Source organism: Leucothrix mucor DSM 2157 (assembly GCF_000419525.1).
Lineage (GTDB): Bacteria > Pseudomonadota > Gammaproteobacteria > Thiotrichales > Thiotrichaceae > Leucothrix > Leucothrix mucor.
Genome location: NZ_ATTE01000001.1, coordinates 3297918 through 3309441, shown reverse-complemented (window position 1 = coordinate 3309441; position 11524 = coordinate 3297918). Strand labels below are relative to the sequence as shown.

11 protein-coding genes are annotated in these 11524 nt (G+C 49.8%); 2 read left to right on the top strand and 9 right to left on the bottom strand.

Features of this window, described 5'->3' with window-relative positions; all coding sequences use genetic code 11:
- Window positions 1-126: 126 nt before the first annotated feature.
- The 3 genes from LEUMU_RS0115040 to LEUMU_RS0115030 all read right to left on the bottom strand — a co-directional run bounded on the left by LEUMU_RS0115040 (window position 127) and on the right by LEUMU_RS0115030 (window position 3325).
- Window positions 127-918: an endonuclease/exonuclease/phosphatase family protein gene (locus tag LEUMU_RS0115040; protein ID WP_022953114.1), complete on the bottom strand. Its 792-nt coding sequence runs from the start codon at window positions 916-918 to the stop codon at window positions 127-129.
- A 130-nt stretch (window positions 919-1048) separates the two neighbouring features.
- A complete protein-coding gene (locus LEUMU_RS26280) occupies window positions 1049-2449 on the bottom strand; it encodes a DUF2254 domain-containing protein (protein WP_022953113.1) in 1401 nt (466 codons plus the stop codon).
- Window positions 2450-2593: 144 nt separating this feature from the next.
- Window positions 2594-3325, bottom strand: a complete 732-nt coding sequence (locus LEUMU_RS0115030; protein ID WP_022953112.1) for an SDR family NAD(P)-dependent oxidoreductase — start codon at window positions 3323-3325, stop codon at window positions 2594-2596.
- Between LEUMU_RS0115030 and LEUMU_RS28800 the strand changes: the two genes are divergently transcribed.
- A complete protein-coding gene (locus LEUMU_RS28800) occupies window positions 3324-3476 on the top strand; it encodes a hypothetical protein (RefSeq protein ID WP_022953111.1) in 153 nt (50 codons plus the stop codon). The genes LEUMU_RS0115030 and LEUMU_RS28800 overlap by 2 nt on opposite strands.
- Window positions 3477-3567: 91 nt before the next feature.
- Here the strand turns inward: LEUMU_RS28800 and LEUMU_RS0115020 are convergent, their stop codons facing one another.
- Entirely contained in the window at window positions 3568-4467 is a 900-nt protein-coding gene (locus tag LEUMU_RS0115020; protein WP_022953110.1) for a mannan-binding lectin, read from the bottom strand.
- A 235-nt stretch (window positions 4468-4702) separates the two neighbouring features.
- On the opposite strand from LEUMU_RS0115020, the gene fabI reads away from it, so the two are divergent.
- A complete protein-coding gene (fabI, locus tag LEUMU_RS0115015) occupies window positions 4703-5467 on the top strand; it encodes an enoyl-ACP reductase FabI (protein WP_022953109.1) in 765 nt (254 codons plus the stop codon).
- Window positions 5468-5584: 117 nt separating this feature from the next.
- Here fabI and LEUMU_RS0115010 read toward each other — a convergent pair whose 3' ends face one another.
- The 5 genes from LEUMU_RS0115010 to LEUMU_RS0114990 all read right to left on the bottom strand — a co-directional run bounded on the left by LEUMU_RS0115010 (window position 5585) and on the right by LEUMU_RS0114990 (window position 11517).
- Window positions 5585-6970 carry a bifunctional enoyl-CoA hydratase/phosphate acetyltransferase gene (locus tag LEUMU_RS0115010; protein ID WP_022953108.1) on the bottom strand — a complete coding sequence of 462 codons (1386 nt, stop codon included), beginning with the start codon at window positions 6968-6970 and terminating at the stop codon, window positions 5585-5587.
- A 279-nt stretch (window positions 6971-7249) separates the two neighbouring features.
- Window positions 7250-8215 (bottom strand): STM4011 family radical SAM protein, encoded by a 966-nt coding sequence (locus tag LEUMU_RS0115005; RefSeq protein ID WP_022953107.1) that lies wholly within the window; start codon window positions 8213-8215, stop codon window positions 7250-7252.
- Window positions 8212-9555, bottom strand: a complete 1344-nt coding sequence (locus LEUMU_RS0115000; RefSeq protein ID WP_022953106.1) for an STM4012 family radical SAM protein — start codon at window positions 9553-9555, stop codon at window positions 8212-8214. Before LEUMU_RS0115000 ends, LEUMU_RS0115005 begins: the two co-directional genes overlap by 4 nt.
- A complete protein-coding gene (locus LEUMU_RS0114995) occupies window positions 9542-10405 on the bottom strand; it encodes an STM4013/SEN3800 family hydrolase (protein WP_211223033.1) in 864 nt (287 codons plus the stop codon). The genes LEUMU_RS0115000 and LEUMU_RS0114995 overlap by 14 nt, the downstream gene beginning before the upstream one ends.
- Entirely contained in the window at window positions 10354-11517 is a 1164-nt protein-coding gene (locus tag LEUMU_RS0114990; RefSeq protein WP_022953104.1) for an STM4014 family protein, read from the bottom strand. Before LEUMU_RS0114990 ends, LEUMU_RS0114995 begins: the two co-directional genes overlap by 52 nt.
- Window positions 11518-11524: the final 7 nt, after the last annotated feature.

The window sequence follows — 11524 nt, the reverse complement described above, 5'->3', positions numbered from 1 at the left end:
AGCCGTCGGTATAAGTGGTTGATATCGGTGGCTGGTATGGGTTGTTGTTATGAGATCAGCTTGGCTTGGCAGCGCCATACATTGGCAGTGGTTTAGCCTAGATAAACGTCTTAAATTAGCAACGGCTTAGCCTGGCGTTGGCACCTCAAAGTCTACAATGACGGCGAGGTGATCGCTGGCAATACGCGAGAGCTTAACGCCGCAGCGCTGTACCGCATTCATTTCCAATGGTCCACGATAATACACGCGGTCTAGCCCGCCGCGTGGCGCAAAGGATGGAAAGGTGCGCAGCGCTCTGACTCGGCCTAAATGATTCATGCTATCGGTGGCGCAGTTAAAGCCAAAGTCCTGTGTATAAAAACTACGTAACAGCGAGCGCCAGTCATTAAAATCACCCGCAACAATGCAAGGTGTATCCTCACCTAAATCAGAAAATTCATGCGAGTGGGAAAGGATAGTCGCCTGCTGTTGGCGCTCACGTGCTGATAAGCCAAGGTGCAGGTTAAACACTTCTAAATGATGCTCATTGGCTTCGCCATCCGCTGCAATCTCAGCATTGGCTGCTGAGTTTGGCAAGGCAATAGTGGTGTGCTGGCAACCGCGGCGCTTACGACGGCCAACAGTAAGATCAATATTGCGCTCGCGCACAATCGGGAAGCGGCTCAGTGTAGCATTGCCATAACGGCCTTTGCGCATGCTCACATTATGACCGAGTGCGAAGTGATCGTAGCCCGCATCATCCGCCAATACTTTGGCCAGATTCATTTCCTGCGAGCGAGGTACGCCCTCATCCACTTCCTGCAGCATCACAATGTCAGCATCGTGCTCGCGTAAAATAGTGGCAATGCGCTCAGGGGCAAAGCGTCGATCAAAGCCAATGGCTCGGTGAATGTTGTAACTCAGTATCCGGATATTCAAATTATTATTCCTTAAAGAGAGGATAGTCCAACTGTGTTAGCTGAATTATGCACATAAACTTGGCTAAATCGAAACCCCTTAGCAAAACGTAATCTTTCCTCCATATTTGCTGCACATTGGACTTCTATACTCATTTCTCGCTGGTAGTTGATGGCGCCGGATCCTCCCCTTTGTCGGCGCCATCTCTTTTTAAAGCTTTGCGTACTTTCTCATATTCCTGCTTAATCACCGCCAAATCCTGCGGGATGATGCTGCTGGCTTCACTGGCCGTAAACACGGCTTCGGCCTGCTTACGAATCGCCGTTTTATGCGCTTCATTATTCGCCTGCTCGGCAAGCTTGGATAAAATCTCCAATAGCTTAATCACCACTTCAACATGACCAATGCAGTTTTGGCGGATTTGATTAAATGCCGTGCCTAGTAAGCTGGCGAATGAGTAGGACTTTAGCTGCAGCCGCAAGTGCGCTTCATCATCAAAGTGCTGTGTATTGGGGAACTGACGGTCGATAATCATCACCATTGCACTGCCCAAGCGATCAATACAGGTGGTTGCGGTAAAGGGATCATTAATGCCGGGGGATAATGCTCGCAGCGCCACCTCAACCAATTGGCGAATGGCATATTTAGCATCCTGCTCAGCGGTGCGGGTATCACCCACGATAAAGTGATCGTTAACACGGCATTCTAATGAGTACTCTTCATCCTCATCAAAAGCATCATCGGGCTGTAAACAGCAGGCGAGTTCACTGCCTTTTAGTAAATAGTCACCGGCTGTAAAGTGTACTTTGAGCGCAATATTTCGCTCGCTGGCAAGATTAAATAAACCTGTGCTATCAACGGCCTGCAGGTAGCCGGAGTGATGCGCGTAAATCGCTTTGCCAGAAGCTTCAAACTGCTCATTTAAATCCTCACGCTCATTTTCAATGGTTGGCAAATGGCTGGTGTCATCCTGCTTATTCGGGAATAGCCGCTCAAGCCGCTCTTTTAGCTCGTCATACACCCCAGAGATAATGGTATCGACCTGAATCGAATTGGCGATATGGTGGATATACAGCACCAATAACAGCAGATCGACCATCACCAAGGCCAGCACGGTAATCATCGATACAATTGGGGTAAATTGTGACTCTTCCATATTGCTGGTGAACTGCAAAATCAGCATGCAATACAAGAAGGTAGAGATGAATATGCCAATCACGGCCTGATTGAAAGTATCGCGCATAAAGTTGCGCAGTAGCCGTGGCCCAAACTGTTGAGAAGCCAGTACTAAGGAGGTGATAGTGACCGAGAACGACACGCCTGCAACCCCAAGCAAGGAGCCGGCGGTAGTGGTTAAAATAGTGCGTAAAGTCTGCGCATCGCTAAAGTAAAACAGAAATGAATACAGCGACTCATCATAGGGAAAAAAGGCCTTATCAATGGTGATATTGACGTAAGCGGCCAGCGCTGCAATGAATAAGCAGAGTAGGGGAATAATCCAGAACTTGGTGCTGATGAGTTCCAGCAGATGCAGAATACGGGTTTTAAACAAGGGGCACATCCTCGTTGGTAAGTGCCTCCCAATCTAACACAGCTGGGCGCTATCCTAAATGCACGGCAGCAAATGATATTTGTTGTGCTGGCTGCCCGATTTATTGAGGGATAACCTTTGCGCCAAGCTGTTACTCACAAGCGATTACCAAGGCAACTGTTCACCAAGATGATTGTAAAACTTGCCCGTGTCTTCATTGCTGCGATTCACCAGAACGGCCTGTAAATTATGGGCTGTTTTCTCACTGCTACTAAGTTGTGATTCGGGAATATTTCCCTGAAATGGCTGGGTGAGTGGTGTATCTGTGGTGCCGGGGTGTAGCGCAATCACGCAACTATTTGGGCGCTTACGTTGCCATTCGACCGACAAGGTTTTGACCCACATATTCAGCGCTGCCTTGGTCATGCGGTAGCTGTACCAGCCACCCAAACGGTTATCTTCAATACTGCCAATTTGCGCAGAAATTGAGGCCCAGAGCAGGGGATGTTTACGCGGCAATAACTGATCCATGGCTTGCCCGACCGCCACATGTGTCAGCACATTAATATCCAATAACTGATGCAGCCAGCTGGCGTCCATTTGCGACAAGGATTTCTCTGGCAAGTGATCAGCATCGTGCAAGGTACCGCAGCACTGCACTACCCAATCTGGCGTTATTTGCGCTGTTTTGCAGTAATCCACTAGGCTTTGTGCTGCATCTTGCTGAGTGAGGTCAATGGCAAGGTGTTGATGACGTTCGGATAATGGCTCAATGGCATGCCGGCTCAGTGTAAGAATCGTCGCCTGTGGATAATCCTGATGAAAACGCGTCAACAGGGCTTGGCCGATGCCGCCATTGGCACCTGCAATCAGAATAGTAGTGGGAGTTGAATACATGTTTCACAGTCTATCCGCTTTTGGTGCGAATGCCAGAAATCAGGTTTTCTGTGTGGCTGTGGTGGGGGATGGCTTGCTTAAAAACGAGACTGCGCAGCGTTATCAACACACTGCGCAGTCGGTCGCTCTAGCTAATGCTGAACCCGTCTGACTCAAATGAAATCATGCACTAGCCCCTAATAGATCAGGTACTTGAGCCAACTCATTAACGTCAGAACGAATATAGACTAGCTCAGTTTGATTTAGCCCGGGAAACGGACTTCGCAAACAGACTGATGATCTGGGCCAAGCTTGCGCCATTTACCGGTCCATGTCGCATTTTGCGTGGAAGCGATATAAGGGCACTTAGTGCTTGCCTGATTCTGATCCCAGATTGGGCCAGCAGCCACTTCGCGAACATTACGGCGGCCACCTGCCGGTACACGGTCAACATATACCGTATCCACTTCTACTGTGGCGCGAGGTGGTGGTCCATTGCGACCTTGCACTTCAACACTACACACCGCTTCGCCGGAGCCGGTTGGACGCCAATCACCCGTCCAGCGGCCATTAACATCGGCTGCAACCCGAGCGCAGCGACGTGCTGCCTGACGATCGCCACGAATTGGGCCAGCGCTTATTTCGCGAATCGTGGTTCTGCTACGGGGGCGCCCGTCACCAGCGTTGGCTAAGCGGGGATTGCCACCCTGAATCTGACAATAAGAGGTTTTGCCATCGTCTGAGGTCGTCCACTGGCCGTTCCACTCTCCGCCCATAGTTCTGGCGAGTGCGCTACAGCGTTGATTGGCTTGGTCTGAATTCCAGATAATTCCCACATCAATTGAACGCGTGCGGAGCCCGTGTGATGGAGGCGGAACAACTGCAACTGGAGGCGCGTTATACACCGGTGCATCATCAACTTCAATTTGGCAGTAAGAGGCTTGTGATGGCGTGGTCCACCAGCGGCCTTTCCAATCACCATCATTTTGGTTGGCGATCACATTGCAACGGATATTGGCTTCGATTGCGCTGGAAATCAGGCCTGTTTCGATATTGACCAATCGAGCTTGGGCGACACTGGTACTGAGCGTCATAGCCATCAGTGCAGCCGGGACAGTCAGTAATAATCGGGAGTGGTTAAGGCGGTCGGAGATAGCAGTCATATGTATTCGTTCCTGTAAGCAATAATGGCAATCCTAAAATTGACCATTGGGGTTTGATTAGGGTTTTTCTGTACCTATAAAGACAGTTGATTAAACGCTAAGTTTAGTTGCTCTCATGAAAAAATGGGGGTGATATGAAATTTATATAATGATTTCAACATTTGACTTAAATCAATTGTGCGGTGCAATATAATTACTACCATTGAAACCTTCAACATCACACGAGAAACGACTAATGAATTTGCTCGAAGGAAAGAAAGGGTTAGTAATTGGCGTTGCTAATCAACACTCGATTGCCTACGGCTGTGCTAAAGCATTTCACGATGCGGGTGCCGAGGTAGCCATTACCTATGTGAATGAAAAAGCCGAGCCCTATGTGCGCCCGCTAGCTGAAGGTTTGAATTCGCCGATTATTCTGCCTTGCGATGTTGAGCAAGATGGCGATCTGGCCGCAGTTTATAATCGCATTGAAGAGGAGTGGGGTGAGCTGGACTTTGTATTGCACTCGATTGCCTTTGCACCGCGTGAAGATTTGCATGGGCGAATCACCGATTGCTCTCGCGCAGGCTTTTTGCAGGCGATGAATGTCTCGGTGTATTCCTTTATCGAAATGGCGCGCTTAGCCGAACCGCTGATGAAAAACGGTGGCTGCCTGCTAACCATGAGTTATTACGGCGCTGAAAAAGTGGTCGACCATTACAACTTAATGGGGCCGGTAAAGTCCGCGCTGGAAGGGACCACACGCTATTTGGCTTCTGAGCTTGGCTCAAAGAATATTCGGGTGAATGCCTTGTCCCCAGGGCCATTAAATACCCGTGCCGCCTCTGGTATTAATCACTTTGATGAGCTGATTGATGAGGCTCGTAACCGTGCGCCTTCACGTCGTTTAGTGAGTATTGAAGATGTGGGCAATATGGCGGTTGGCTTGGTGAGCGATTACGCTAAAAATGTAACCGGCAATATTTCTTATGTGGATGCGGGCTATCACGTCATGTCTTAAGTGACACCCGCAGTCCTTGATTGCAGTGGGTTGTTGTCGCTTTTGTACCAGCAACCGGTTGCAATTAATGCGTTTCGCAACCGGTCGCCGTTATCGTTAGATATTTCCCCCTAACGATTACTGTGGCCGGTTGTGGACATACAACTGAGCGATGGTCGCCGAAGCCAAACGCGCCAGAGCTCCATCGGAACGACTCGTTAGAATAATCGGTACTTTGGCACCCAGCACCAAGCCTGCCGTATCGGCACTGGCTAAATACAGCAACTGCTTAGCCATCATATTCCCAGCTTCCAAGTCTGGCGCGAGCAAGATATCCGGCTCACCAGCGACTGGCGATATAATCCCTTTAATCCGCGCAGCCTCAGCAGAGATGGCATTGTCATAAGCCAATGGGCCATCCAAAATGCCTCCCGTGATTTGACCGCGATCAGCCATCTTACACAAGGCTGCAGCATCTATCGTGCTAGGAATACTTGGGTTAACGGTTTCAACCGCTGACAAGATCGCTACTTTAGGCACTTCAATCCCTAAGGCAATGGCTAGCTCAATCGCGTTTTGCACAATGTCACGCTTGGTAGTCAGGTCGGGTTGGATATTGATCGCGGCATCGGTGATGAGTAATGGCTTGTGATAATGCGGTACATCCAGCACAAACACATGGCTTAATCGACGCTCAGTGCGTAAGCCCGCTTCTTTTTTGAGTACCGCACTCATCAGCTCATCGGTATGCAAAGAGCCTTTCATTAACGCCTGAGCGCTACCTTTGCTCACCAGTTCAACGGCTTTAGCAGCGGCGGCATGGCTATGCGGGACATCGACCAGCTCAACACCAGAAATATCAATATTAGCTGCAAGTGCTGCCGCTTCAATCTTGGCGCGTGGGCCAATTAAAACCGGGATAATCAGGTCTTCTTCAAAGGCATCCATTGCACCAGATAGGGAGCCAGCATCGCAAGGGTGAACCACGGCCGTATGAATAGCCGGTAAGCCACGCGTGGTTTCCAGCATGGTTTTAAAGCGCGCGGCATGTCCGTGCATATGCACTTCTGGCAGCGCTGCTCGCAGACGGCGAACTTTTACAGTTGGTGCAATGATTTCAGCAACGCCTTTAGTGACCGTTTTGCCATCTTGATTCAGGCAAATGCAGTCCAGTGTCACGCGATTTTTACCGGGTACTTTTTCAGCGACCGTGATGCGGGTGGTAATGGTATCGCCGATTCTCACCGGTGCCCGAAAGCTCAGTGACTGGTTTAGGTAAATAGTGCCGGGGCCAGGCATTTGCGTGCCCAATACTGCCGAGATTAACCCTGCGCCCCACATGCCATGGCCGATCACGCCTTTAAACATATCGTCTTTAGCGTACTCCGGGTCCATATGCGCGGGGTTTACATCGCCGGAAACCGTGGCAAAAAGCTCAATATCGCGCTGTGTGAGTGTGCGCTGTGACTCGGCGCTATCACCAATATTAAGCTCATCGAATGTTATGTTTTCAATATAGTCCATGCTTAAACCTGTGAGCTGAGATTTCGGAAGTTTAGGCTGCCATTCTAACGCTTCAGTTTGGTTAAATGGTTGAGAGTTTCGTCGTGTGAGGGTTATTTATAGTGATTATTGGCGCTGCTTCTGTTTGTGAGTTAACTACAGGTGGGACGCTGGCTGTGGGCTGTGGGCTGTGGGCTGTGGGCTGTGGGCTGTGGGCTGTGGGCTGTGGAGGGATTGCTGTTCCCAATAAAGTCGGCGCAGCAAGGCCGCTTGGTATATCGCGCAGTACTGATAAATACGTTACTGCCAATAAACTGGCTGGGGAATGCGCTCCAGTAAGCCATCTCCATAAACAGATTCCAGCTTTAAGTTAGGCAAATGGATGTAGCCAATATGGCAATCGCAGCTGTGATTTGGGCAGGGCGCATGGGTTTCGCGAAAACTACCATCATATAAATTACCCAATGACTGTTTTACAAAATGGCAGCGTTGCACATTGCCTGTGCCATTCACTGAAATTACTTGTGAACCAGTATTGCAGGACTTTCCTTCGCTAGGGTATTGATGCAGATTGTGTTCAAACAAAGGGTCGAGATGCTTCAGTAATTCCAGCTCGGTTTGTTGATAATCCTGTTGCTCATCACGATTGGCATTCACCCATAAATAAATTTCTGGCGGTAGCGCCTCGCGCATAGCCCCAATCTCATCCAGCTCATTGCGATTACCCACCATACCAACGCTAAAGCGCATACCTTCAGCTAGCATCCAGCGGCATTTTTCTAAAAACGCCTCTCGTGAAATTTGGCTGGGATGATAAGTACACCAGAGTGCTAAGGCCTCGCTTTGGCAGCGCTTTAGTGCCGAAGTGGAAAGCGATAAATTGGTTTGAATGGCAATGCGCTTAACCTGAGGCATTTGTCCTAGCCTGATAATGGCTTCCTGATAATAGCGGCGGATAAATGCCTCGCCCCAGGGTGTAAACAGAATGCGAATTGGGCGGGTTTGCTGGCTAACCCAGTCGACAAAGCGAGTCAGCTCAATGGCATCTTTGGCGAGCGATTCGCGGCTGTCTTGCGCTTTGGCAAATGGGCAATAGCCGCAATCATAATTGCAGCTGAGTAATGAACCACGGTACAGAATGCTGAGTGGTGAGTTGTTTGGCGTGGTGTTCTGCGCACTTGCTTTAGTATTCTGCACATTTTCTGGGGGGCTTGGCCGTACAATAGATACCGTACTTATCTTTGCATTGTCTGGCGCATCACTCATTTCCAAATCCAGCCTTGCATGCGTTCGCGAATGGTTGGGGTAAACAACCAACTCCCAATTAAATCGGAATAGGCAATGCCGGTTTCATTCAGCTGAATATGCTCATCGCTGATTACGGCTAAATTATGCTTTACCAGCAAGCTCAACTGCGGCGCATCATCCAATAGCTGTGTGCCAAATTGCTCCGTATAATCCGCCAACGCAAAGCCCGAGGTTTGCAGTAAACTCAGTAATAAATACCGTCGTTTTTTATCCGCTAACTCCAGCTCGATACCATAACTCGCTGTGGCAAATTCCGCTGCGGTGGTATTGGCATAGTCCTCAATAATGCGCTTGATGTGTGGCTTACCAACTGCATAGTGCGAGGAATAATGCAGGCTTTGCGTGTAAGAGCGTGCACCGGCTCCCAGCCCAATCATGCCATCTTCCTGGCAGCGATAACGGCCTTTTGGCTCTGGAGCATCGGCTCGGGTAAACATACGCATCGACGATTGACGATAGCCAGCAGCTAACAAGCGTTCACGCGCTGAGAAATAGGCTTGCAGGCGCTCATCCTCCTGTTCGCGCTGCGCTTTTCTGCCCAAACCCGTGAGCGGGCGCACATATAAAGGATAGATGAAAATCTCTTCTGGCTGCCAGTCCAGCGCCTGATCGACACTGTAAAGCCAGCTGGCAGGAGATTGATTGGCACTGCCATAAATCAGGTCGATATTGAGTCGTTCAATGCCGCTATCGCGAATGGCTTGCAGTGCGGTGGCAACGGATTTGGGTGTTTGTGGGCGGCCTAGTGCTTTTAAATCGGCCTGATCAAAACTTTCCACACCCATACTAATGCGCCCGACACCAGACTCTGCGAGTACCGCCAAGCGTTCCGCATCTGCCGTCGCTGGTGAGACTTCTACCGAAGCCGGAAGCTGGTTTACCCCCAAATGACGCGAGAGCAAATCAAAGCAGGTTTGTAGCTGCTCAGGGTTGAGATAGGTCGGTGTGCCGCCACCAAATGCCAGCTGTTCAAAGTGAAAATCATCCCCTAAAAACTCGGCAGTGGTTTGGATTTGAGTGTCTAGTGCTCGCAGATAACGGCTAACTAAATCATCTTCAGGGTTGGTGGTGGTAAACAAATTGCAGTAGCCACAGCGCATTTCACAAAAGGGAATGTGCAGGTATAAAAACAGCGCCTGTTTGTTCTCCTCACGCCAAGCTTCCGCCAGCGAAATCGGTGTTTCAAAGTCGCGATAGCTGGTCTTATGCGGATAGGAATACACATAATGCAGGTAGGGCTTGCCGGATAAGTAATCCAGTAACCGTTGTTCGTCTGATTCAAGGTCATTCACTGACATGCCGGGCCTTTAGGATAAATTCGCGGTAGGGGATTTCCCACACATTGGGGTGCGCAATGCCGTGGCCGTAACTGTCATCTTCGCCATAGGTGGTGCCATGGTCGCTGCTTAATATACACAGCGTATCGCCGCGCGACTGTAAGCTTTCAAATAAAGGCGGAAGCTGCTGATCGACATAGGCTAGTGCCTCAAGTTGAGTGGCGGGTGAGTCCTCAACGGCGTCACTCAAAATGCAATTTGGCTGGTGAATGGCGGAGATATTAATAAACAACACACAGCGTTGCGAGTCATCTAATGCAGCCAGTCGGTGCTGGGCTAATTGCACTTGATTATAAGTGGAGTGTACATCGGTCACGCCAAGTTCTGGTGACCAATGGCTTTCACAAAACAGTTCTGGCAATACACAGCCGAGTTTATTTTTGCGATTAAAAAAGCCCACGCCACCAATGCAAATGGTGTGATAGCCCTCGGCGGCTAAGCCTTGAATAATCGTCGCCTCGGGTGTCGTCCAAGTGCGCTCACCGGTGGTTGAGCTTCCCGCAAAATCACAGGCAAATAGGCGTTGATAATCGACTGGCTTAGGGATTGGCGTCGGCAGATAACCCGAGAAAAACGCATGATGCGCCGCATAGGTAAAGGTTGCGGGCGTGTGGCGTTTTTCCCAGCGACCATCCGGTAGCAGGCTTTGTAAAAATGGCGTGCGTTGTAACCGCATAGCGCGCTCGGCCACATCATAACGCAAGGTATCAAAGGTGAGGATTAGCAGGTTATGGCTGCCAATACAGTGCTGAGCGTTAATCATTGTTGGCGGCTCGTGGTCGCTGGATTCGCTTGCTGTTGCGCCATCCATTGATGTAATTCCCAGCGGTAGCTATTCATCCCTTGATGCTGAATATTCTGGATGAAATCCCCGAAGGCATTAATCTCCAACACGCTATGGCCTTGCAAATCTTGATGTACTGCAATGTCCGGCGCAAAGTGAAAAGACTTGGGAAATAGCCCGGCCAATTTACGAGCCGTGTTTAATACCTGCGGCCAAGTGTCATCCGGTAGCGCATCAGTTAACTCTTCAATATTGGCGCGTTCATTTAATAAATGCAGATTGGTAATTGGTGTCTGGCTTTTGCGCAATACGGCAAAATCAGGTTTGCCATTCACCACAATCAAGCGGCAATCGGTATTCATATTATTAATGCATGCTTTAGGCAGCCAGTTTTCACAATGCACGCCCCATTGGCAGAGCGAATCGACCAAACCAGCCAGTGCGGATTCATTGCTAATTTGTTGCAGTCTGCGCGTATTAAAAAAACGGCCATTAGCCTCTTCAATCGTAGTGCGGGCCAGCACTTTTTCCCCAGCCGTTTTTAGCGCAATAATGCCACTGGCTGCCGAGCCAAAGCGGGTTTTGATAAACACCTCACGCAAGTCTGCTTGTTGCATACGCTCACGAAGGTCGGCGTAGTTTTGAATATTATATAAGGCAGTCGGTACAGGAATAGCCTGCTGAGCCAGCCGCTGATGAGTCGCCTGTTTATCAAAAAAGGTGAGGATGTCTGGAATGTGATTCAGGTAGCCGGCAATGGGGTATTGATCCAGTAATTCCTGCAAGCCGAGCAGTCGTTGTTTCAGCCCGTAATAAAACTGATGCGGGGCAATAAACTCGCCGCGCTCCAATTCTGCATCCTGTATTTGTTTGGTGCTATAGGTATTGAAGCCGGAAGCCTCCGCACCATAAGCGCCATCTAACATTAATTGGCGTACCACCGGCAGTTGGCTACCGGGTGACTCAATGCGTAGGTAAGTGTCAGGCGTCAGCAGGGTGGGCAAAATTGCCTGCCAATCGCTAAGATAATCGACCACGGTTGCAGGGGCGCAGCCGGCTAATTCCAAAGCTTGCTGAAACCCTTGCACCCGCCTGTCTTGTGCGGAGCCAATAATGACCCACTGTCGGGGAGCTGTCATTGCTGCC